The sequence below is a fragment of the Desulfoconvexum algidum genome, from assembly GCF_055382125.1.
In genome coordinates, this window is record NZ_AP042394.1 from 4,675,898 (window position 1) to 4,698,440 (window position 22,543).

Consider the following 22,543-nt stretch of genomic DNA (forward strand, 5'->3'; position numbering starts at 1 on the left):
CTTTTCTTTTCTCTTTTTTTCTTATTTTTTATTTTGATTGGGCCATTGGGTGGTACTTTTTATCTCGCAATTTTTTTATTCAGGGTGACAACGGTCACATACTCAATAATCTCCTGGGCGATATCTCGCCCGGTTGCTGCCTCCAATCCCCTGAAACCTGGAGAATAATTCACTTCAACCACAAGGGGCCGCCCCCCTTTTTCAACAATCATGTCCACCCCGGCGATTTCAAGACGACAGGCCCTGACGGCTTCAACGGCCAGGTCAACCCATTCCTTTGGCGGATCAATGGCAGTTGCACGGCCATTTTGATGGATATTGGCCCGAAAATCCCCGGGCAAGGGCGCAAGGACCATGGCCCCGGCCAACCGGCCACCGACCACCAACAGCCGGACATCCTGGCGGTCTTTCGGAGGGATGAATTTTTGCACCAGCATCCCCTTCAACGCATTGAGATGGGCATCAAGAAATGATGCTGCCTGGGTCCGGGTTTCAATCTTGACCACCCCGTCTCCGCCCATGCCGTCCACCTGTTTGGCAATAACGGGAAACCCACCCAGATGATCGACGGCTTTAAAAAAACAAGCGGCCCTGGTAATAAAACAGGTATCGGGAACTTTAATCCCAGCACCGCCCAGGGTCTGGAGGGTTATATACTGATTTTTCGCAATGGTCACCCCCTCGATGCCATTGACCAGGGGAATTTTCATTTTCACAAAATGGCGGAGCAAGACAAAGCCGTATTCCCCCATGGGCGATCCCTGCCGGGGCAAAACCACATGGGGAACTAAGCCCGGAAGGTCCATGGAAAAATTAGCCGACTGAGCAAACCCTTTGTCCCCCATGTCCATGGTACAGATAAGCGCATAGGGATTAATAAGCTGGATCTTATGACCCGAATGGATTGCAGCTTCAATAAACCGTTTGTTGGGATGAAAATCAACGCCATTGACACTCATTATTCCGATGATCAATTTCCTTGTCCCCTGCCCTTGTCCACGGATTTGTCCACGGATTTGTCCACGGATTTGTCCACGGATTTGTCCACGGATTTGTCCACTGGGTTGTCAATCATCTCTTCTGGCATCCATACCCCCATTTCCTTTTTTAGTTTTTCACTAAAATAGGTCAAAATTTTCTTTGTATTGTTCCGAAGCGCAATTTTCTGGGTGGCCAGATTTTCCTCGCTGATAATGGAAAAAACCTTGTAATCTTTTGCCCTTTGGGTAAGCCCTTCCAATAATTTAGCCCCCACCCCCATGGAACGATACTCCGGCCTTACCGAGGTATATCCCCTTTCCACAAAATTAGAAAAATCACCCCCTGTTATCTTGTTAAGCCGTTGTATAAAGACGGCTCTGGGGTGTTTTAAACTGGAATTTCCAATGATCACCCCGTTTTCCATGGCATACCCGATCTTATGGGCCCTCTCAAGATTGGACCTGACATGGGTGGTGTCCACGGAGCCCCCGGCTTCCACCATTTTACAAATTTCATCCAAAACCCCCGGGGGAAGGTCTGATGGGGATTGATAAAAAAACTGCATCTGGGTGCCAAGGCAAATAACCCCATGATTTGTCATGTCAACCCGGATCCCCCCCAATGACTTCCGGCTAAATTGACCCAGGTACACCAACAGCCAGCTGGTATCCCCGAGAACTTTCCAAAAGGGGATCCCCGGCAAGGGCTGAACCCCAGCATAGTCCATGAGCCCATGGGGCATTGCCGGATTGAACGAACTGCCTTGATTCAAACGTTGGTCAGTATCTTGATTTACAGCACAATTTGGATCTTGGAAGGAATGAACAATGTTGGGATTGTTTACAATAAATTTTGCCTGGCTGTTTCCCCTGAACAGATCCGGCCATGACACATGATTCCAAATGCCTTGTTTGGATGTTTTCCACAATGTTTTTTCACATATGTTGGTGCTGTTTGTTTCTCCTTCCCAGAGGATCAGTCTAAGCCCGGCTGAAAAAAGATCAGACAATTTATTTTCATCTTCCGGAAAGGCTTCCCCCATCCGGACCTGCATACTAAAAAATACAGTGGACTGTTTTATTGAAAACCAGTGGGCAAGATGCAGGTACATCCCTTTCCGGGAAACTGCGTCTTTTGTTCCCTGGATTTTAGAGGTCACGTATTCCCCTGCCCCGGCAACAAACACAAACCCCTGGACCCCCAGGGAGCGGACTTGATTTTCCAAAAAATCTGCGAGTAAAAAAGAATCTTTGAAAAAAAACGGATCAACCAGAACCACCCGTTCAGGGGTCAGGTATGGGTCCAGGGAAAGCCCGTCAAAATCCGGCAAACTATTGTACGGATCAATCTTTGCACCATGGGTCTGGTTGAAATAATCGATCAATGAGACAATGCTCCTTTTGCCCTGATTCCAGATGAGATGGTCAAAGTATTGGGAATCTAACCGCTCCAATCTGATGGTTGCCATTGCCAGGACCCCGACCCCGGGATATCGGGATTTAATGTAAGCGGCCATTGTCTTCGCGGCAACCGCTTGATCCTGGGAAGAAATAAAAAAGATTACGGTTCCGGGATCGTGCTGAAAAATTTTTCTTGCAAGACCTTGTTCACACAACGGGACAAAGGGGTTCGAATCTGCCTCCCCCTTCAAACCAGCCAAAGGATCGTGGGAAATCAGGGTCAGACAGGTGTTAATTTTATCTTTACACCCTATAAAAAAAGGGAGGTCATAAAATTCTTTCCCTGCAAGTTTATCGATATCCCCAGGGGTTTCACAGACCGATTCATCCCTGTTTTTTAAAAGATATTCCCGGTAAAAATCAAGGTTTGCATCATAATGACAGGGATTAAGCCCGCAACCAGACAGACTTCCTGCCACTACGACAGCATCCCAACAAGGATATACCGGGCTTGCCGCCGGTGGATGAATCAATAAAACAGTCGGTGATATCATAGGCACCAATAGACTTTAAAAGTTAATACCTTATTTACGGAAGTGATACCGCCACCCCTTATCACGCATACATCTACGGGCATGGTCGATTTCCTCGCCTTCTCTGTAATCTTGCAATCTTTCCATTGAATAGGCCCTGGCCTTTTTTTCACAGTCCCTCTGGTCTTCATAAAATTGGGCCTTTGATTTTTCCGGGTGCTCGGCTACATATTGGTAGCAGCCGCTTAGGCACAAGAACAAGACACCCATCAATCCTAAAAACACTATCTTTTTCATCTTTTTGCACTCCTGGCTATTCTTTTATTTTACTTGTTCCTTGATCACAACCGATATTTTTTTTCGGATCAATTTTCCCTGGTCCAGAATGGATAGAACAATGCTGTTTTCCCCGGGTGGGAGTTTACCGCCATAAAGCCCTGGTTTGTCCTTGCCCGCAGAATAGTCTTTCCTTTCAGCCATGGCAATTTTTGCGATGGGAAACAGCTGCCTTGAAAACCGGGTTCTTGGGAGAATAACCTCATTGGGAATACGCTTTTCTCGCACCTGGGCCGGTTCAATCCCCTTAAACACAAACCCGCCCCGATTTTTTTCATCATGGATATACAGGGTCTTATTCCAGTCGATCTCAATGGAATCATCTGATTTATTTTCAATTTCCAGCAGAAAGGATGAAAAATAACCGGCATCTTCCCTGGCAGGCGCAAAGCTGGCAGTAAAGGCCTGGGTTTCAATCATCCTTGATACCGGATTACTGGCATATTCATAGACAACAGCCGAACATCCAAAACCGGCTATCATCATGGTGACAATAATCCCTATGGCAAACCTGGCAACTCTATATCTCATGGCATTCCTCTTTCTTTAAATCAGCGGTTGGATTGATAACGCACGATACCACTATTTGTATTCAAAGTTTAAAATGAAGTCAAGGCCAAGGAACTAAATTCCACATGCGGTGGTTATGTTTGCCAAGACATGTCATTTGCTGGTATTGTTCAAAATCCATACATATGATTTTGATTTGCTTATCCTATAGATAATTTTAACTGGACCCCTGGTCCAAAAAAAGGTATAGTCTCAAGCTAACATACAGACTAATTGTCAGACTGCCATAAAAAAACAAATAAATATTGACAAATTTAAGAAATGATTATAAAATTAAGAGTTTTTTGAAATTGCAAAAAGTATTGAAATAATTAAGGAGAGTTTAACATGTACGCAGTTATCAGAACCGGAGGAAAGCAATACAAGGTTCATGAAGAACAGATTCTAAAAGTTGAAAAACTTGAAGGTTCTGAAGGTTCTCAGATTGAATTCGATGATGTCCTCATGTATTCAGACGGTGAAATGGTTACCCTTGGAACCCCCAAGCTTGAAAATGCCATCGTAAAGGCACACATCGTTGAGCAGGGACGGGGTAAAAAACAACTGGTTTTCAAGTATAAACGCCGGAAAGGCTATCGGAAGATGCAAGGCCATAAACAGCATTATACAGAAATTAAAATCGAATCTATTTCAGCCTAGGAAGAGAGGATAAGATGTCACATAAAAAAGCAGCAGGTAGTACCAAAAACGGCCGGGACTCAAATGCCCAGCGCAGAGGCGTTAAAAAATTCGGCGGACAAATGATTTCAGCCGGGACGATTATTGTAAGACAGGTTGGCACTAAAATCCATCCGGGTAACAATGTGGGGATGGGCAAAGACTATACCCTGTTTGCTAAAATGGACGGTGTGGTGACCTTTGAACGAAAAGGTCGCGACAAGAAAAAAGTCAGCGTTTATGTAGCGTGAAATTTGTAGACGAAGCAATCATTACCGTCACTTCTGGTAAAGGTGGCCCCGGCTGCATGAGTTTTAGAAGGGAACGCTACATTGAGTTTGGAGGTCCTGACGGCGGTGATGGTGGTAATGGCGGCAATGTAATTCTTAGAGTGGACCCGGGACAACGGACGCTCTATGATTATCGCCGTCAAAAATTATTCCATGCCAAGAACGGGGCTCCCGGACTTGGCAAGCAAAAGCATGGCGGAAACGGAAATCATACATATTTAGATCTTCCTCCCGGTACCCTGGTTTCCGATGCAGACACCCTTGAGCCCATTGTTGATCTGACCCTTGAACATGCGGAATACATTATCGCCGAAGGTGGCCGGGGCGGCCAGGGAAACAAGCGGTTTGCTTCCGCCACGAACCGGGCGCCCAGGTTTTCCCAACCGGGAATTCCCGGAATCGAAAGAAGATTGAAACTGGAATTAAAGCTTCTGGCGGATGTGGGTATTGTGGGGCTTCCCAATGCAGGCAAATCCACCCTGATCTCCTCCATGTCCTCTGCCAGACCCAAAATTGCAGATTACCCGTTTACTACCCTTACCCCGACACTGGGCATGGTAGAAGCCCCTTTTGGGGAACCCTTTGCCGTGGCAGACATCCCCGGGCTCATTGAAGGTGCCCATGAGGGCATCGGCCTTGGCATCAAATTCTTAAAGCATATTGAACGGACCGGAATTTTAATTCATCTCATTGATGTGGGAGAAATTGACCCGGAAAATCCCCTTGAAGCCTTTAACCTGATCAACAAAGAGCTGACCATGTACAGCAAAAAATTGGCCCAAAAAGCCCAGATTGTGGTACTCAACAAGATGGATCTTACCGGCGTCGAAAATCGGGTGGACAGTTTTAAGGTAGCCCTGCCGAATCTTCAGGTTCTTACCATTTCAGCAGTTACCGGAAAGGGTGTAAAATCATTGGTCAAACTGCTCGCCTCCAAACTTCAAAAAGAGTAAATCATGGCAGGACTTTTTGGAGGGACCTTCAATCCACTTCATAATGGTCATATTGGTATTATTAAATATGTGAAGCAGGCCCTTCACCTTCAAAAAATATTTTTATTCCCCTCTGCCACGCCCCCGCACAAATCAAGAACCGATCTGGCACCGGCCCGGGATCGGATGGAGATGGTACGGGGTTGGGCAAAAGACCGGGAAGGATTTTATGCCTCTGATATCGAATTGAGAAGAAAAGGCCCATCCTTTACCATTGATACCATTAATGCCTTTAAGCAGACCACCCTTAAAGGAAACCATGATCCTATGCTTCATTTTTCCCTTTTAATGGGGTCAGATGCATTTTTTGATATCATTACCTGGAAAAAACAGGCGCTGATTTTCCAAGCAATTCCTATTATTGTCATGCTCAGGGGAGACCAAACCGGGATAGATGCCATTGCATCCTTTATTGACGAACACATTTCAAAAGGGTACAAATTAGATAACGGTCAGACCCAGTTTACCCATGAACACCTACAGCCGGTCCGTATTTGCAATGTCCCGAAAATCGACATTTCTTCAACCATGATACGGGCACGGGTAAAAAAGAACCAGTCCATCAACGGACTTGTCCCGGCAAATGTCGAGAACATTATCAAACAAAAGGATTTATATAAATGACACCCCCCATGGACCCGACAGAAGAATACACCCCCTATTTCACCCCTATTTTCGAACGTAAGGCCAAATCCATCACCGCAATTGATGTCCGTAAAATGACCTCCTATACCGACATGATCGTTATTGTTGAAGGCGGATCAGGGCGACAAGTGACCTCCATCGCCGAACATATCATCAAGGCCTTGAAAAAAGAAGAAATCAAGGTGTTGGGTATGGAAGGGATCAAGGAAGGAGAATGGGCACTATTGGATTACGGCCATATCATCATCCATGTATTTGAGTCCAAAGCAAAAGATTTTTACGACTTGGAAGGGCTGTGGAGCGATGCCCCGAGAATTGATCTATCCCGGTTCGGCTCTATCCTTGATCCAAATGATGCCGGAGACGATAATGATGCCGGAGACAACGAAGATGACGACGACTAAAAACAGCCCGGTCAATATTCTGATGATCCTGGATGGGTGGGGGATTAGCCCCACAAGACAAGGGAATGCCTTTGCCCAGGCAAGCACTCCTTTCCTGGACACGCTTCTTAGAACCTTTCCCAACAGCCGGCTCGCCTGTTCCGGCAATGCCGTGGGTCTGCCCCAGAGTACCATGGGCAATTCAGAAGTTGGACACATGAACATGGGAGCAGGGCGCAAGGTATTCCAGGATTTTGTCCGGATCAATACCGCCATACAAGACAAAAGTTTTTTTGATAACTCGCAACTTAAAAACGCCATGGAAACTGCCAGGGAAAAAAATAAGAGGTTGCATCTTCTGGGCCTTTTGTCCGACGGCGGGGTTCACAGCCATATTTCCCATCTGTTTGCCCTCATTGACATGGCAAAGCTAAACGGGATTAAAAATCTTTATATCCATCCCATCCTTGATGGCAGGGACACCTCCCCCAAAAGCGGCATCACCTATATCAAACAGCTCCAGGCCCACCTTGACGCTGTGGGAATAGGAGAGATCTCAAGTATTTGCGGCCGTTATTGGGCCATGGACCGGGATACCCGATGGGACCGGGTGGAACGAGCCTATTGTCTTTATACCGCAGGGGAAGGCAAACAGGCAAAGGACCCCATCCAAGCGATCCAGGATGCCTATGATGCCAAAGAGACCGATGAATTTATAAAGCCTGTTTTTTTTCAAAACGTTGCCAACGACAGCAAAGGCCAAGAAAAGGAAGGTATCATCCAGGATGGAGATGCTCTGATTTTTTTCAATTTCAGGTCGGATCGGGCCAAGGAAATCACCCGGGCCTTTATTGAAGATAAATTTGACGGATTTAAACGGCAGCAACACCCAGCCCTGTCCTCTTTTGTGACCATGACCCGGTATGACCAGACCTTTCATCTTCCAACCGCCTTTGCCCCTGAGCATTTGGCCAATGTTTTCGGAGAAGTGTTAAGCCGTCAGGGAATTCACCAGCTCAGGATTGCCGAAACAGAAAAATATGCCCATGTCACCTATTTTTTCAATGGAGGAAATGAGGCGGTTTTTGAAGATGAACAGCGGATCATGATCCCTTCCCCCAGGGAGGTTGCCACCTATGACCTAAAACCTGCCATGTCTGCCAATGAAATAACCGAAACCGTGTGTGAACAAATCCGATCCAAAAAGTTTGAATTCATTGTATTAAATTTTGCCAACATGGACATGGTGGGTCATACCGGCATTTTAGATGCTGCCATACAGGCCTGTGAGACCGTGGACAGGTGTGTACAAAAAGTAGTAGAAGCCATATGGGAAACCAATGGTACCGCCTTTATCACAGCGGACCATGGAAATTGTGAACAGATGATTGCCGAGAATGGATCCCCCCATACCGCCCATACCCTGAACCCAGTCCCTTTTATTCTGGCAGGGGAAAGGTTCAAAGGGACCCCGGTTCTAAACGGAATTTTGGGCGATATTTCCCCCACGATCCTCAAAGCCCTCGGCATCCCCCAACCAGCACAAATGACAGGAACCTCTTTAATATAAGCGAAAATTTTTATGTTTGAACCCATCAGAGACTTTATTACCGGACGAGAAATTGACAATGTGGGGTCTGAAGCCAGCCGCCAGATCTTTGAAAAATTTTTAGTAGAAACAAAAGGATTCAGTAAACAAGAAATTTACGTGGATGAATCCCTTATCGTTCAGTTCAAGGGAGAAGACTATGTCTCTGTCATTGACCTGATTGTCTACTGTAAGACCAGACCTTTTATGGCAGTCACCTGTGTGGCAGGTTCCATTGGATCCTATGAACGCGAAATACTGTCCGGGGCCCGGCTGGTATATGAATTCCAGGTTCCCTTTGCCGTTTCCACCGATGCCAGAGATGCTGTTATCATGGATACGGTTTCCGGAAAAACCATCGGCAAGGGGCTTGATGCGATCCCCTCCAGGGAAGCGGCCGAACGCCGCCTGGCATCCATTCAAGATATTATTTATGCCCCTGAAAAAAGAAAACTGGAAATGATCATCTACCGTTCCTTTAATATGGAGAAAATCAATAGATAGCAATTAAAACCAGATAGCAATTAAAATCAGATATTGTAATCGTTGACAATAAAAAAAGCGAGGGCAATAAAAAAAACCAAGGCAATAAAAAGAAGATTTTTCTTCTCCCCTTGCCCTGTTTTTTTTGTTTCCGATTTATATTTGTTTTAAAGCTGTTGTCTCTATCCCTAAGCCTCTATGCCCGTGGAACTTCTTTGTTGCAATGTTTACAAACGGTGGCCCGCTTCTTAATAATCTCCGCACAATAGGGACACTCCCTTGTGTAATGCCGCTCATGGAGCTGCTCAATGGCTTTTTGTACCCCTGCCACAAGAACCGGTGTGGGGAACTTATGGTTGATCAGATGCTCTGCTGCCTCTGAATCCCCTAGTTCACCTACCATCTCTGCGGCCTTAAGCCTGGCCTTGGGCGGAATTTTGGGGTCCAGCAGAACCTTTAAAATTTCATCCCAGTCCTTTGACATATAATAATCGGTCAATAGGGAAAAGGTCTGTTTGGCCAACTCTCTCTTGGCTTCCTGCTCAATGAGAACGGCATCATCCAGGATTTGTCCCGTTGCACCCACGGGGCTGAATACGGGCATATATTCAAAATTTTTCTGACCCGGCTCATTAATACACCGATAGGATGCCGTCTGTTCCATGGCCTCCTGAAGGTGATCCCAGCCCTTCTTGTAGGAGGGACACTCATCATTAAAACAGATGAACAGATAGGGAGTCCCCCAGCCCAGCCCATCGGAAACTGCATGCTGGGGAACTTCCCAAAGGGTCATTTCCCGATCACAATGGGGACAATGGGGTTTGTCCATTTTTATATATTTTTCTAACAGTTCTTCTTTTGTTTCAAACGCCATTATTCTTATCTCCTGCCATTATTCTTATCTCCTATTTGGTAGTCTGCATATTTTCAGACACCCAAAATAAGCATAAGCCTTGTCTTGTCAAGATCATTCAATAACGGCAAGAACCTCACCCTTGGCTACAGAATCGCCGCTGTTATAATTGATTGCAACCACCACACCGCTGGCAGGAGCCGGCAGGGCATTTTCCATTTTCATGGCTTCAATCACCACAACGGTTTCCCCTTCATTGACCGCATCACCGACATTTTTTTCATACTTGATGATCATACCGGGCATGGGAGCCGTCACCGGGGTTCCCGATGCAGCAGCTGGTTTGGGGGTCGGTTTGGGAGCGGGAGTTGCCGGAGCCGCCGGTACCGGTGCAACTGAAGGCGCGGCAGGTGCCGGAGCGGCTGCGGCTGGTGCAGCAGGCGCGGAAGCGGCAGCAGCAGGTGCTGCGTAGGTGATAACGGGCGCTCCCCCGACTTCATCCACCCCCACCTCAAAGTATTCCCCTTCGACAAAGACATTAAATGTTCTGGCATATTCACTTTTTTCCGGGATGGTGTCGGCAGTTGTTCGTTCTACCAGCTGCCCTGCCTTTGCCTTTTTGAGCATTTCCGTCTGTTTTTCCACATCCTTCAGGGTAATGGGCTTGAGGTTTTCCGGTACTTCTTCCTTACCATATTTTTGCAGCAAATATTTTTTGCCGGTCACAGGAAACAGGGCGTAGAGGATGAGGTCCTCATCATCCATGGCCAGATCGCCGATCTGTTCTCTGGCTTTTTCAAGCTCCGGCTCCAGCACTTGTGCCGGACGGCAGGTAATGGGTGTCTCTCCCCTGTCATATCCCTTCAACGCTTTTTTCTGAACCACCGGATCAATGGGGACAGAGGTTTTACCATAGAGGCCGTAACACAGATCTTTTACCTGGGCCGTCACCATCTTGTACCGTTCTTCCTTGGTATCAAACAACACATTGTTGACCGTCTGGATTCCCACAATCTGGCTGGTGGGGGTAACCAGGGGGACCTGGCCCAATTCTTTTCTCACCCGGGGCAGCTCTTTATAGACCTCATCAATTTTATCCAGGGCATCCATCTCCCGCAACTGGTTTACCAGGTTTGACAGCATACCGCCAGGCGTCTGGTGGAGCAATACATTGATATCGATTATGGAGACCTTGGTATCATCCAGCAGATGTTTGTATTTGGGAAGCACCTCTTTTTCCAGGATGTTATTGATCTCTGCAAGGGCTTTGATATCAAATCCGGTGTCCCGATTGGTTCCCAGAAGTGACATGACAAGGGGCTCGATGGCGGCATGGGAGGTTCTATAGGCATAGGGGGTCATGCAGGTGTCGATGATATCGACCCCGGCCTCAATGGCCTTGAGATGGGCCATGGGGGACATGCCCGAGGTAAAATGGCTGTGGAGGTGAATCAGGGGTTTGACATTGGCCTTTAATGCCTTGACCAGTTCATAGGCATCATAGGGGGACATGAGACCTGCCATGTCTTTGATGCAGATACTGTCAGCCCCCATGTCCTCAAGGTCCTTGGCTTTTTGAATATAATAGTCCAGATTGTAGACCTCTCCCCCCAGGCGGGCTTCGGTCAGGGTATAGCAGATGCACCCTTGAAAATGGGCACCACATTCTTTTATCACCGGCACCACGGTTTCAAAATTCCGATAATCATTCAGGGCATCAAAGGTTCTGAAAATTTCCAGCCCGTTGTCAACGGTCTTTTTCACAAACAGCTTGGCCACATCATCGGCATAGTTTCGATAGCCGACAAGATTCTGACCCCGCAGCAGCATGGAAAAGGGGGTTTTCTTAAAATAACGTTTCAAGGTCCTCAGCCGCTCCCAGGGGTCTTCACCCAAAAACCTGTGCATGGTGTCAAAGGTGGCGCCACCCCAGACCTCAACGGCCCAAAAACCGATCTCATCCATTTTTTCCGCAACGGGAATCATGTCTTCTGTTCTGCCCCGGGTAGCAAAAAGAGACTGATGACCATCCCGAAGGGACAGGTCCTGAACTTTTACCGGATTTGCGGCTGCAGGCCTGTCCTTGTCATAGTGCATTGGGGCCATTTTGACTTGATTATGATCACTCATTTGATTTTCTCCTGAAAAATATCACTATTATTTAAATAATTATCTTTGTTCTGGTGGCAGCTTTTATTAAAAAAGCTTTTGTTAAAGCAACCCTATTTAAACATTCGCAGCTGCATCATGGTGCCGGCCTGCATCAATGCCTGGCGACCGTTCATCCCCCATATATTCATCTGGGGAGCAGGTCCTGCCGGGAGTCTCTCCTGGGGAACCCCTTCGACGGATGCCAAATTCTGACCCGCAGCAGCTTCACCGGTTTTTATAAAAGTGGTGACAGCCGCCATGGCAGCTGCTAATTTTTTCTTATCCATTCTTTATTCCCCTTTCCTTATACCGGAATATTACCATGTTTTTTAGCCGGCCGCATTTCCCTTTTTGTGGCCATGGCCTCCAGGGCATCAATGAGCCGGGGCCTTGTTTCCGACGGCACAATCACGGCATCCACATAGCCTCTTGCCGCCGCACAATAGGGATTTGAAAACTGCTCATTGTATTCGTCAATTTTCTGAGTCCGTTTGGCAACGGGATCATCGGCTCCCTTGATTTCTCTGGCATGGATGATATTGGCCGCCCCTTCAGCGCCCATGACAGCAATTTGGGCCGTGGGCCATGCAAAGACCATGTCTGCCCCCAGGTGCTGTGAACACATGGCAAGATAGGATCCCCCGTAGTCCTTGCGGGTTATCAGCAATAATTTGGGAACCGTGGCTTCTGAATAGCACCAGAGCAGTTTGGCCCCATGGCGAATAATCCCCCCCCATTCCTGGTCGCTACCGGGCAGATATCCGGGCACATCGGCAATGGTGAGCATGGGAATATTAAAGCTGTCACAAAACCGTATAAACCGGGTGGCCTTGTCCGATGCGTTTATGTCCAGGCACCCGGCCATGAAATTTGGCTGGTTGGCAATGATACCGATGGGGCGACCATTGAGCCTGGCAAAACAGATCACAATATTTTTGGCAAAATATTGGTGGGGCTCAAAATATTCTCCCTCATCCACAATGGAGGTGATGACATCCTTTATATCATAGGACCGATTTGGATTGTCTGGAATGATGGTGTCAAGGGACGCGTCTCTGCGATTGGGATCATCGGTTGGAATCGTCATTGGCGGATCTTCCATATTATTGGAAGGCAGATAGGACAGCATTTTTCTGATATTTAAAATGCAGTCTTCGTCGGATTCGCAGGCAAACTGGGCCACACCGGAGCGTTCATTGTGGGTCATGGCCCCGCCCAACGCTTCAAAGGAGATCTCTTCTCCGGTAACCGCCTTGATCACATTGGGGCCTGTGATAAACATATAGCTGGATTCTTTGACCATGAAAATAAAATCGGTCATGGCAGGAGAATAAACCGCCCCGCCAGCGGTGGGTCCCATGATGGCAGAAATTTGTGGGATCACCCCGGAAGCCGCGGAATTGCGGAAAAAGATTTCCCCATACCCGGACAGGGCATCGATCCCTTCCTGGATTCTGGCGCCTCCCGAATCATTCATCCCGATGATGGGAGACCCGGTTTTCAAGGCCAGGTCCATCACCTTACAGATTTTTTTGGCCTGCATCTCTCCCAGGGAACCGGCCCTGGCCGTAAAATCCTGGGCATAGGCGAAAACGATTCGGCCATCCACCCGTCCGTGGCCGGTGATCACCCCATCGGCAGGAATCTGCTTTTCTTGCATCCCAAAATTGGTGCACCGGTGGGTGACAAACATATCCACTTCCCTGAAGCTGCCCGGATCAAACAGGAGGTCAAGCCGTTCCCTGGCATTGAGTTTTCCATTTTCCCGGCGTTTGGCCAAGGCCTTTTCGCCTCCCATTTCGAGGATAATTTTTTCTTTTAACTTAAGTTCCTGGATCTTATCTGCTGTAGCTCCCATAGATTCATCCCTTCCTTTATATTTAAGCTGTTCTTTTGTTTTTTTTGGGCTATATTTTTTCTGGCGCTATTTCCGATAAGCTGAACCGCCACGCACAAAACCAGTCATCTGGATGGTCGTCGGGCGGACAACCGATGCACTGGGTTTTAATTCTTGGATCCATGGCACTTGCAAAATAGGCATACTCCACCAGGCCTGCAGATTTACACGGATAGTCATCTAAATTTTTCTTTGCTCTTGCCGTCTGGACCCGGCATTTATTCATCTGAAATACAAAACTTTTGGGTCCCTCGTCAACAATTGATTGCGTATTTATGACCGAGTACATCCTGAAATTCAAGGCCTTTTTCAATCCAGCAAGCCCCGGGGCATGGCCCAGGTTTAAAAATTTCTTAATGGCATGGGCTTCATAGGGGGAGAACTTTGCCCAGCAGGAATCATTACACCGTTTGGCATCATTCATCCCATGTTCAAACTCCACTGCCTGGAACCAGACCCCGTCATTGACAAGCCAATTTTTCCCCACTGCCGCCATCAAGCGGTCCATGGCATCCTCGTCAAGGTTCAATAACGCCTTGGGCACACCGTTTTCTATTTCAAAACCCAATTCCCTTGACAGACGTTTCATTCCGATTCCCACACTATTCTTGGTTGCCTTATCCAAAACACACAGGGCTTTTTCCATGCCCATCTGGTGCTGGACCTCTGAAAACCAAAGCCCATAATGAACCACTATTCGGGTAAACATGTCAACTACAAAATTTGCTTTTTCTTCTTTACTGAGAGATAAATGATTACTGGTATCGGTCATGGGGTAAACTCCTTTATATAATGGCACGGCATGCCCTTATTGATGCTTGGGTCAAGCCTAATAAATCAGTACATCTCTTGTCAAGTAACTTAAGTAAGATCCATGGCGATTCTTATTTTATTTTAACCCGGGAGCAGGCCCAGAGGATAAAACAGCAGCCTTTATCATTGCTTTTAAAAATAATAGACGTTAATATATGAACATCGTGATTTTCTTACATTTTTATCATCAATGCAAGGTTAATCTGGTATGTTAACAAAAAGACAATTTACTAGTCAGATAATGCCATGGGCCGGTTCTGCCATTTGTATATTTTTTACCACCCTGTGCCAAAACTGTATTTTAAAGGATAATAAATGATGTCGGGGTATCAACACAGGGTACTGGTTGTTGAGGATGAAGCCCTGATCGGCAAAGCCATTGGCCGCCTTCTTGAAATAGAAAAACTTGAATCCGTATATGTCGACAGTGGTGAATCCGCCTTGGAGAGTCTTAAAACAGCGGACCAGCCCTTTTCTCTGATTATCTCAGATCAACGAATGCCTGGCATGCCAGGCACCCAATTCCTTGAACATGCCAAGCGAATTAATCCAGAAACCATCCGGTTTCTGATAACTGGGCATTCAGACATGCAGACCATTATCAATGCTGTTAATAAAGGCGCTGTCCAGCGGTATATCTCAAAACCCTGGAAAGACGACGAAATGCTCCAGGCCATTCAATATGGTATCAGGCAATATGAACGGTTTCTGGAAGATAAGGCCCTTATCACCCTCGCAAAGAAACAAAATGCCAAGTTATATGAATTAAATTGTGATCTCATGGAAACGGCAACAACCCATGCCAAAAAATTGCTGGTCATTGACACTGAGATTGAAGCCATTGAAACACAACTCAAAGAATTGACCCCCCATACAAACTTGACCCCTTCCATGATCATGGAAGAGTTGCAGGCAATTGTCGCCCCCTTGGGTGAAAAGGGTCAGGGGATGCTCAACGATCTGTTCGCACAAACCATAACCGCATTGTTCAACGAGGTTAATGACCTGGCCCTGGTAAACGGATTTGAAATGCCTCCCCTTGATAAAAGGAGGGTTCCATGACGGATCCACCGAAACCCATCCCTTCGGCAAAACCCAAAATTCTCATCCTTGAAAGCAATGGGACAATCTGCGACCATGCCAGGACAATCCTTACCAGACAAGGCTGGGATGTCCATTGCGAAAATGTCTCAAAGACAGCCCTCCAGCGGTTGGAGGAATCCAAAAACACACCCTTCAACCTGTTTATCTCCAACTTCAAATTACCCAAGATGGAAGGAGATGACATACACAAACATGCAAAAGCAATTTCCCCCATGACCCAACGCATGCTCATGGTACCGGCAGACGAGCCGGACATGGTTATCCGGGCCATTAACAAGGGAGGTATTAATTCCTGCATTATTTATCCCTTCCAGGATGAAGATCTCATCAACCAGACAAAACATTGTCTGGCCCAATTTCAACGGGCCATGAAACGCCTGCAATTAAAACGAATCACCCGTCACCAGAACAAACAGCTGTTTCAAATTGCCCATAAAATGAAAAAAAAAGGCGAGACCTGCCAGAAACTCATTGATGGGAAAAAAACAAAAATCCTCATGCACCGCTCCAACCTGAGAAAAGCCCTCAAACTAAAGGATCAGAATATCACCCTTGGGGACCGAATAGGCCAAAACAAAAGCCCGGTGACCCCTGAATCTCTTGAAGGTGAATTTTTCATACTTTGCGATTATATCAAGGCCTTATTTAACAGCATCGCTTCAAAAACAAACCTTGATCCAGTTGTCCTTAATTTACAATCCCTTATTTTACCCCAAGACCAGACAACATTGCCGGGAAATAACGCCATCGCTGCTATCGCTACTGCCGATGCTGGAACCACTGCCCAGGCTGTCCCAGCGGATCTTATCCAAAAAATCTTAAAAACAGCCCTTACCTCAAAGCCAGAACCCGTAACTGGCGACTCTCTTAAAAAAATCAGCAAAGAGAAAGATGGGGAAGAAACCTCCTTAAATACATATTTTAAAATTGCAATCTCAAAGGATAAAACAACGGCATCCATTCAAAGGATCAAAGGGATGGACCTTCCGGATATGATAACCCTTCCAAGCCTTCAAAATTATATAGGCGACCAGGAAATCTGCTTTGGCATTATTGAAGATGAAGCCATCGAAGCCTGGATTTCAAATCTGGAAACAGGAGAGCAACCGTTTGTGGTGGCAAGGGGAAAAGCGCCTATTGCCAGTGAAGATGGCCACGTAAAATTTCACTTTGAAAACGATTTTATAAACCCCGGGAAATTACAGAGCGACGGCACCATCGATTTCAGAGATCGAGGCGCAATCCCCTATATTCATAAAGGCGACCTCCTTGCAGAAAAAACACCGGCAAAGGAAGGAAAAGAAGGAATGAACGTCTTTGGCAGCCCTATCCTTGTTGAAAAGGCCCTGGATCCGATTTTTATTTTTGGCAGCGGCACCGAAATCAAGGAAGAAAACGAGCTTGCCATATATGCAGCCATAGACGGTCAGCCCCATGTGGACGCCATGGGCAATATCACGGTCAATCCAGAATTGATGATAAAAGGCGATGTTGACTTTGAAACCGGCAACATTGATTTCAATGGAAATATCATTGTCAAGGGAATCGTCAAAGAAGGGTTCACGGTCAAAGGCATCAGTCTTACCGCCCAGGAAATAGAAGGCGCAACAATTGAATTGTCCGGTGATCTGTATATCTCTGCCGGTATCACAGAAACAACAATTACCTCGGTGGGCAATGTCCATGCAAAATTTATCAACCATTCAATTGTCGCAGGATTTGGCGACCTTATCATCCAACGAGAGATTATTGATTCAGACATCACCATCTCCGGTGCCTGCCAAAATCCTGCCGGGCATATCATTTCTTCAAAAATAATCGCAAAACAAGGGATTGACGCCGGCAAAATAGGAACGAGTTCATCCAAACCAGCCCTCTTAAAAATCGGTGTGGATGAACACATACAAAAACAGCTCCAAAAAATTGATGCCCGGCTGGAAAAAGCCTTGATTCTTTTGCAGGAAATAAGGGAAAAAATACAATCAATCGAAACCCAGGACCAGGGACTGTATGAGCAAATCACTCAACGAGCCCAGATCCAGGAAAAAGCCCAGAACGAAACCAAAGAAATCACACAGGCCATTCCATTTTTAAAAAAGGACAATGATGTGGCAGGCTTGCAGAAAGCCACCCTTCAGATAAAAAAATTATCTGAAACAGCAGAAACGGCAGAACAGGAATTAAATAAAATATTTGGAACCCAAGACCTCTATGCCAAACAAATAGAACAACTAAAAGAACAACTAAATCATATTGAACGACAAAACAAAACATATGTTCTTGAAAAAAAAGGTCTCAAAGAGTTTGCCGATAAAAACCCCCCTCTTCCCCGGCTCCTCATCAATGGAAAAATCACCCAGGACACCATTATCCAAGGCCCCAATTCCAGCATGACCCTGCGAGAGGATCTGTCCAGATCCCAGATTCAGGAAAAATCCATGATGGAAGACGGCCAATATTTCTATAAAATGAATGTCTCGGATTTATAAATTCTTCCCAACAAGGGATTCATACAGTCCCAGATAATACTGCCCCTCCTCGGTCCTCCCCCTTTTCAGACAGCCATTGCCGTAAATCCAACATTTTTTTTCTAGAACACTTGCCGCCATTAATTCTTGTTCCCTGGAAAGAGATCCGGATTGAATCAGCCCCACAATGGAAGCGATTCTATATTTATCCTGGGAATGATGGGCCGACAATTGATCCTCGTGTCCGCCGTGCTTTATGGTGCAGGGTTTGTCAATCAAAAAAATGGGAGTGTCTATTGCGATGCGAAGCCAGAGATCATAATCTTCACACACTGGAAAGTCTTCATTAAAGCCCCCCTTTAATTCAAACAGTTTTTTGCGGATCATCACGGCGGAGGGGCTCACCAAACACAGATAAAGAGAAGGCTCAAAAATCATACCCGATGGTTTTTGATGCTTGACCTTGGGATTGACCCGTCTGCCCCTGCGTATCCAGATTTCCTCTGTCTGACAGATAAGAGCGTCGGGATTCTGGTCAAAAAAATTGATTTGACAGGAAATTTTATCTCGTTCCCAGGCATCATCGGAATCCAGAAGCGCAATAAATTCACCATGACTTCGTTTAATCCCAAAATTGCGTGCAGCGCTCACCCCACGATTTTTCTGGACGAACACCTGGATCTGATTGCCATACCCTGCCAGAAGATCCGGGGTAGTGTCCGTGGATCCGTCATCAATGACAATAATTTCGATTTCATCATGGGTTTGTGCCAGGACCGAATCGATTGCCGTTTTTAAAGCCCAGGCCCGGTTGAATGTTGGGATGATTACACTGACAAGTTTTTTGTAAATTGACTCCATGGGACACCTTATACCATGCCCTTTTTATCTGGTAAATCCTTATTGTTTCTGGGGTAAGTGCTTTTTTTGTCTTGCTTTTTTTGAAGAAATACAAAATAATAAATTCCATTCATTTTAAATATCGGTAATCCTTGACAACCGAATTCAAATCACATAATGAAAGCCTTAAATTTGAGTAGGTTTATCTATTAAGAGGATATTATGGCAAAAGGCAAATCTGTCACACATGTAATTGACAAAGAATGGTGTAAAGGGTGTGGTATCTGTGTTCATTTCTGTCCCAAACAAGTCCTTGAACTTGACAGAAACGGAAAGGTGGATGCGGTACGACCGGAAGACTGCATAGCGTGCATGCTCTGCGAGCTCCGTTGCCCTGATTTAGCAATTCAAATCATAAAAGAGCAGGAAGGGGAAAATGACTCACAAGAATAACATCAGGTTTGTCCAGGGAAATGAAGCCTGTGTTGAGGGAGCGCTGTATGCCGGCCTCAATTTTTTTGCAGGATACCCCATCACCCCATCCACTGAAATCATGGAGCAGCTTGCAGCAAGGCTTCCAAAGCAGGGCGGAAAATTCATCCAGATGGAAGACGAAATCGCCTCCATGGGCGCCATCATCGGTGCCTCCCTTACGGGAAACAAAGTCATGACCGCCACCTCGGGGCCAGGGTTTTCCCTGAAACAAGAAGCTTTGGGCTATGCCTGCATGGCAGAGATCCCCTGTGTCATTGCCAATGTTCAAAGGGGCGGTCCCTCCACAGGCAACCCCACCCATGTGAGCCAGGGAGACGTAAACCAGGCCAGATGGGGAACCCATGGGGATCACGCCATCATCGCCCTTACCGCATCCAATCACCAGGATGTGTTTAAGATAACGGTGGAAGCCTTTAACCTGGCAGAAACTTACAGGACCCCGGTTGTTCTACTTTTGGATGAAGCCATCGGCCACATGCGCGAAAAGCTTGTCATTCCGGAACCAGGAGAGATACCCGTGGTGGACCGGTTACGAACCGCGGTTGGTAAAGATGTGGATTACCATCCCTATCTTCCCCGTGAGGACGGCCGGCTGCCCATGTCTGATTTTGGGGCGGAGCACCGGTACAATGTGACCGGCCTTTTCCATGACATGTGGGGTTTTCCCAACAACGACCCTGCCGTGGTCAACGGCCTTTTACACCATTTGGTGGATAAGATCGAAAACTCTGTCAATGACATTGCCATGTACAAGGAATATTTCTTGGATGATGCGGAATATGTCCTGGTTTCCTTTGGGTCTTCGGCACGCTCTGCCATTCACCTTGCCAAGAACAGACGGGCAAGGGGGGTGAAAATCGGAGTTCTGGAGCTTCAAACGCTTTGGCCATTTCCCACGGATATTGTCCGGGAAAAATGTGCCAATGCCAAGGCGGTCATCGTGGTTGAAATGAACATGGGCCAGGTGATCACCCAGGTTAAAAATGCTGTGGATAATCCCAACAATGTATTCCTGGCAAACCGGATTGACGGCCAATTGATATCACCCACCGATATCAAAACTGTCCTGAGAATGATTCAAGGCAAGGGGGTTTAAGATGAACGATACACCATTTGATTTTAAAGATTATGTAAGAGCTCGGTTTTTCCCCCATATGTGGTGTCCGGGTTGCGGCCATGGAATTGTACTGGGCTCGTTGCTTCGGGCAATCCATGAACTGGGGCTTTCCAAGAACGAAATAGTCATGACGTCAGGGATAGGATGCTCCTCAAGGATATCCGGGTATGTTGATTTCCATTCCCTGCACACCATCCACGGCAGGGCACTGACCTTTGCCACGGGTGTCAAGTTGTCCCGGCCCCACCTCAAGGCCATCGTGCCCATGGGAGACGGAGATGCACTGGCCATCGGCGGAAACCATTTTATCCATGCGGCCCGGCGGAACATCGACATCACGGCCATTGTCATGAACAACAGGATATACGGCATGACCGGCGGCCAGTTTTCGCCGCTTACAGGCCTTGGCAAAAAAGCCACCACCGCCCCCTATACTAACATTGACAACAGTTTTGATGTGGTTGAGCTTGCCAAAGGTGCAGGGGCCAGTTTTGTGGCCAGATCCACGGTGTTCCATGCCACGGAAGCCAAGAATATCCTTAAAAAAGCCATCATGCACAAGGGCTTTTCCGTTGTTGAAATTTTGACCCAGTGCCCCACCCATTATGGCAGAAAAAACAAGGAAGGGGATGCGGTCCAGATGATGGAAGGGTATAAAAATAATACCACCAAAATCGGATCCAAAAAACTGGAAAAAAATCCCAACCTGATACAGCGGGGTATCTTTGTTGAAGATACGGACAGGCCTGAATATTGTGAGGCATATGACCGCATCATCGAGACCGCAATGAAAGGAAACGCATAATGGAACGTTCAAGACTTGTTTTTTCAGGCTCAGGCGGACAGGGTGTGATTACGGCAGCCATTATTCTTGCCAAGGCGGCTGCTATTTTTGAAGGGAAAAATGCTGTCCAGTCCCAGAGTTACGGGGCAGCCGCAAGGGGGGGCTCCACCCGGAGCGATATACTTATTTCTGATGCGGAGATCAATTTTCCCAAGGTGAACCAGCCCAATATTCTGGTCTGCCTGACCCAGGAAAGCTATAATAAATTTTCCCCGATCCTTCGGCCGGGGGGGCTTTTATTGGTAGATTCAAAATATGTTACCATTGAAAAAAAGGTGGATGCACGACATATCTGCCTGCCCATGTATGAGACGGTCATGGAAAAAATCAAAAAACCCATCGTCTTTAACATCTGTATGCTGGGTGCCCTCATTGGAATCTCCCAGCTGGTAAAACCTGACTCCATCCTCAAAGTTCTGGAAACCACCATTCCCAAGGACTTTATGACGATGAACAAACAAGCCCTGGAACTGGGGTTTCAAATGGGTGAAGCCGCAGCACTATAGGCCAGATACCAATCCCGGAAAACGCCTGGTGCAAAAGTTGTCACCAGGTGTTTTTTTATTTTAGGCTTTTTTTATTTTTTTTTGGGTGCTGCCGGGGCTTGCCCGGAGCCTGTTGTCGGGAACAAATCTTCGATATTGAGTCCCTTTATTTTTTTTAAACAGCCTTCCAAGGCATCCTGCTCGGAGCTGCCGGCCCCCTGATGTTCCGGCTTGGCAACAATATTCACCAGATTGGGAACAGCGATAAAGTCCCCGGCCAGATTCCCCTGGATTTTCTGATGAACATCAATATAAATCATCCGACCCTTTCGGATCAAATTGTACCGGGTAATCCGGGTTAAAATATCATTTACGTGAAGTTCCATAAGTCTTTCTCCTTTTTTTAAATTACACCTGCCACACTTCCCCTTTGTTTTCAACCTCTTTTTTTTAAAGGTTCCAGTTTTCCCCCCCCCAAAATAGCTGCAACCGGTCCTTAAGATTAGGACCCGGGGAGACAGAAAAATCTTTGAGAATTTGAACCAGCATTTTTTTCTTGACACCCTTCTGATGTCTGATGTATCACATATCAGATATCAGAAATACACACCCCGTTGC

24 protein-coding genes are annotated in these 22,543 nt (G+C 46.7%); 13 read left to right on the forward strand and 11 right to left on the reverse strand.

Annotated features, from left to right (window positions below; all coding sequences use genetic code 11):
- Positions 1 to 59: 59 nt before the first annotated feature.
- The 4 genes from ACZ45G_RS21260 to ACZ45G_RS21275 are packed head-to-tail and all read right to left on the reverse strand — an operon-like array spanning position 60 to position 3,781.
- Positions 60 to 974: an ATP-grasp domain-containing protein gene (locus ACZ45G_RS21260; RefSeq protein WP_464172509.1), complete on the reverse strand. Its 915-nt coding sequence runs from the start codon at positions 972 to 974 to the stop codon at positions 60 to 62.
- Positions 971 to 2,935: a hypothetical protein gene (locus ACZ45G_RS21265; protein WP_464172510.1), complete on the reverse strand. Its 1,965-nt coding sequence runs from the start codon at positions 2,933 to 2,935 to the stop codon at positions 971 to 973. The genes ACZ45G_RS21260 and ACZ45G_RS21265 overlap by 4 nt, the downstream gene beginning before the upstream one ends.
- Positions 2,936 to 2,965: 30 nt before the next feature.
- Positions 2,966 to 3,211, reverse strand: a complete 246-nt coding sequence (locus ACZ45G_RS21270) for a hypothetical protein (protein WP_464172511.1) — start codon at positions 3,209 to 3,211, stop codon at positions 2,966 to 2,968.
- A gap of 24 nt (positions 3,212 to 3,235) precedes the next feature.
- Complete coding sequence (locus ACZ45G_RS21275) at positions 3,236 to 3,781, reverse strand: hypothetical protein (protein WP_464172512.1); 546 nt, start codon at positions 3,779 to 3,781, stop codon at positions 3,236 to 3,238.
- Positions 3,782 to 4,147: 366 nt separating this feature from the next.
- Here ACZ45G_RS21275 and rplU point away from each other — a divergent pair, with 366 nt between their 5' ends.
- The 7 genes from rplU to ACZ45G_RS21310 are packed head-to-tail and all read left to right on the forward strand — an operon-like array spanning position 4,148 to position 8,879.
- Positions 4,148 to 4,459 (forward strand): 50S ribosomal protein L21, encoded by a 312-nt coding sequence (gene rplU / locus ACZ45G_RS21280; RefSeq protein ID WP_464172513.1) that lies wholly within the window; start codon positions 4,148 to 4,150, stop codon positions 4,457 to 4,459.
- 14 nt (positions 4,460 to 4,473) lie between these two features.
- The gene (gene rpmA / locus ACZ45G_RS21285; RefSeq protein WP_464172514.1) at positions 4,474 to 4,728 is read left to right on the forward strand and encodes a 50S ribosomal protein L27; all 255 of its coding nucleotides are present in this window, start codon (positions 4,474 to 4,476) and stop codon (positions 4,726 to 4,728) included.
- Positions 4,725 to 5,720, forward strand: a complete 996-nt coding sequence (gene obgE, locus ACZ45G_RS21290) for a GTPase ObgE (RefSeq protein WP_464172515.1) — start codon at positions 4,725 to 4,727, stop codon at positions 5,718 to 5,720. The genes rpmA and obgE overlap by 4 nt, the downstream gene beginning before the upstream one ends.
- A gap of 3 nt (positions 5,721 to 5,723) precedes the next feature.
- On the forward strand, positions 5,724 to 6,383 hold the full coding sequence (nadD, locus tag ACZ45G_RS21295; protein ID WP_464172516.1) for a nicotinate (nicotinamide) nucleotide adenylyltransferase: 660 nt from the start codon (positions 5,724 to 5,726) through the stop codon (positions 6,381 to 6,383).
- Positions 6,380 to 6,808, forward strand: a complete 429-nt coding sequence (rsfS, locus tag ACZ45G_RS21300) for a ribosome silencing factor (protein WP_464172517.1) — start codon at positions 6,380 to 6,382, stop codon at positions 6,806 to 6,808. Before nadD ends, rsfS begins: the two co-directional genes overlap by 4 nt.
- The gene (gene gpmI, locus ACZ45G_RS21305; protein ID WP_464172518.1) at positions 6,795 to 8,357 is read left to right on the forward strand and encodes a 2,3-bisphosphoglycerate-independent phosphoglycerate mutase; all 1,563 of its coding nucleotides are present in this window, start codon (positions 6,795 to 6,797) and stop codon (positions 8,355 to 8,357) included. The genes rsfS and gpmI overlap by 14 nt, the downstream gene beginning before the upstream one ends.
- 12 nt (positions 8,358 to 8,369) lie before the next feature.
- Positions 8,370 to 8,879, forward strand: a complete 510-nt coding sequence (locus ACZ45G_RS21310; protein WP_464172519.1) for a type I restriction enzyme HsdR N-terminal domain-containing protein — start codon at positions 8,370 to 8,372, stop codon at positions 8,877 to 8,879.
- A gap of 175 nt (positions 8,880 to 9,054) precedes the next feature.
- Here the strand turns inward: ACZ45G_RS21310 and ACZ45G_RS21315 are convergent, their stop codons facing one another.
- The 5 genes from ACZ45G_RS21315 to ACZ45G_RS21335 all read right to left on the reverse strand — a co-directional run bounded on the left by ACZ45G_RS21315 (position 9,055) and on the right by ACZ45G_RS21335 (position 14,531).
- Positions 9,055 to 9,732 carry a zinc ribbon domain-containing protein gene (locus ACZ45G_RS21315; RefSeq protein ID WP_464172520.1) on the reverse strand — a complete coding sequence of 226 codons (678 nt, stop codon included), beginning with the start codon at positions 9,730 to 9,732 and terminating at the stop codon, positions 9,055 to 9,057.
- A 93-nt stretch (positions 9,733 to 9,825) separates the two neighbouring features.
- The gene (locus ACZ45G_RS21320) at positions 9,826 to 11,841 is read right to left on the reverse strand and encodes a pyruvate carboxylase subunit B (protein WP_464172521.1); all 2,016 of its coding nucleotides are present in this window, start codon (positions 11,839 to 11,841) and stop codon (positions 9,826 to 9,828) included.
- Between the two features lie 92 nt (positions 11,842 to 11,933).
- Positions 11,934 to 12,149 carry a hypothetical protein gene (locus ACZ45G_RS21325; RefSeq protein ID WP_464172522.1) on the reverse strand — a complete coding sequence of 72 codons (216 nt, stop codon included), beginning with the start codon at positions 12,147 to 12,149 and terminating at the stop codon, positions 11,934 to 11,936.
- A 17-nt stretch (positions 12,150 to 12,166) separates the two neighbouring features.
- A complete protein-coding gene (locus ACZ45G_RS21330) occupies positions 12,167 to 13,720 on the reverse strand; it encodes an acyl-CoA carboxylase subunit beta (protein WP_464172523.1) in 1,554 nt (517 codons plus the stop codon).
- A gap of 49 nt (positions 13,721 to 13,769) precedes the next feature.
- Positions 13,770 to 14,531: a DUF6125 family protein gene (locus ACZ45G_RS21335; RefSeq protein ID WP_464172524.1), complete on the reverse strand. Its 762-nt coding sequence runs from the start codon at positions 14,529 to 14,531 to the stop codon at positions 13,770 to 13,772.
- Positions 14,532 to 14,887: 356 nt separating this feature from the next.
- On the opposite strand from ACZ45G_RS21335, the gene ACZ45G_RS21340 reads away from it, so the two are divergent.
- Positions 14,888 to 15,634, forward strand: coding sequence for a response regulator (locus ACZ45G_RS21340; RefSeq protein WP_464172525.1), 747 nt, complete (start codon positions 14,888 to 14,890; stop codon positions 15,632 to 15,634).
- Positions 15,631 to 18,165 carry a DUF342 domain-containing protein gene (locus ACZ45G_RS21345; RefSeq protein WP_464172526.1) on the forward strand — a complete coding sequence of 845 codons (2,535 nt, stop codon included), beginning with the start codon at positions 15,631 to 15,633 and terminating at the stop codon, positions 18,163 to 18,165. The genes ACZ45G_RS21340 and ACZ45G_RS21345 overlap by 4 nt, the downstream gene beginning before the upstream one ends.
- On the opposite strand, the gene ACZ45G_RS21350 is transcribed toward ACZ45G_RS21345, so the two are convergent.
- On the reverse strand, positions 18,160 to 19,005 hold the full coding sequence (locus ACZ45G_RS21350) for a glycosyltransferase family 2 protein (protein ID WP_464172527.1): 846 nt from the start codon (positions 19,003 to 19,005) through the stop codon (positions 18,160 to 18,162). The genes ACZ45G_RS21345 and ACZ45G_RS21350 overlap by 6 nt on opposite strands.
- Positions 19,006 to 19,206: 201 nt before the next feature.
- On the opposite strand from ACZ45G_RS21350, the gene ACZ45G_RS21355 reads away from it, so the two are divergent.
- Genes ACZ45G_RS21355 through ACZ45G_RS21370 form a run of 4 tightly spaced genes read left to right on the forward strand, consistent with a single transcriptional unit; the run spans position 19,207 to position 21,946 of the window.
- A complete protein-coding gene (locus ACZ45G_RS21355) occupies positions 19,207 to 19,437 on the forward strand; it encodes a 4Fe-4S dicluster domain-containing protein (protein WP_464172528.1) in 231 nt (76 codons plus the stop codon).
- Entirely contained in the window at positions 19,421 to 20,575 is a 1,155-nt protein-coding gene (locus tag ACZ45G_RS21360) for a 2-oxoacid:acceptor oxidoreductase subunit alpha (protein WP_464172529.1), read from the forward strand. Before ACZ45G_RS21355 ends, ACZ45G_RS21360 begins: the two co-directional genes overlap by 17 nt.
- Before the next feature lies 1 nt (position 20,576).
- On the forward strand, positions 20,577 to 21,401 hold the full coding sequence (locus tag ACZ45G_RS21365; RefSeq protein ID WP_464172530.1) for a 2-oxoacid:ferredoxin oxidoreductase subunit beta: 825 nt from the start codon (positions 20,577 to 20,579) through the stop codon (positions 21,399 to 21,401).
- Positions 21,401 to 21,946: a 2-oxoacid:acceptor oxidoreductase family protein gene (locus tag ACZ45G_RS21370; protein ID WP_464172531.1), complete on the forward strand. Its 546-nt coding sequence runs from the start codon at positions 21,401 to 21,403 to the stop codon at positions 21,944 to 21,946. Before ACZ45G_RS21365 ends, ACZ45G_RS21370 begins: the two co-directional genes overlap by 1 nt.
- Positions 21,947 to 22,017: 71 nt before the next feature.
- On the opposite strand, the gene ACZ45G_RS21375 is transcribed toward ACZ45G_RS21370, so the two are convergent.
- Complete coding sequence (locus ACZ45G_RS21375) at positions 22,018 to 22,311, reverse strand: hypothetical protein (RefSeq protein WP_464172532.1); 294 nt, start codon at positions 22,309 to 22,311, stop codon at positions 22,018 to 22,020.
- Positions 22,312 to 22,543: the final 232 nt, after the last annotated feature.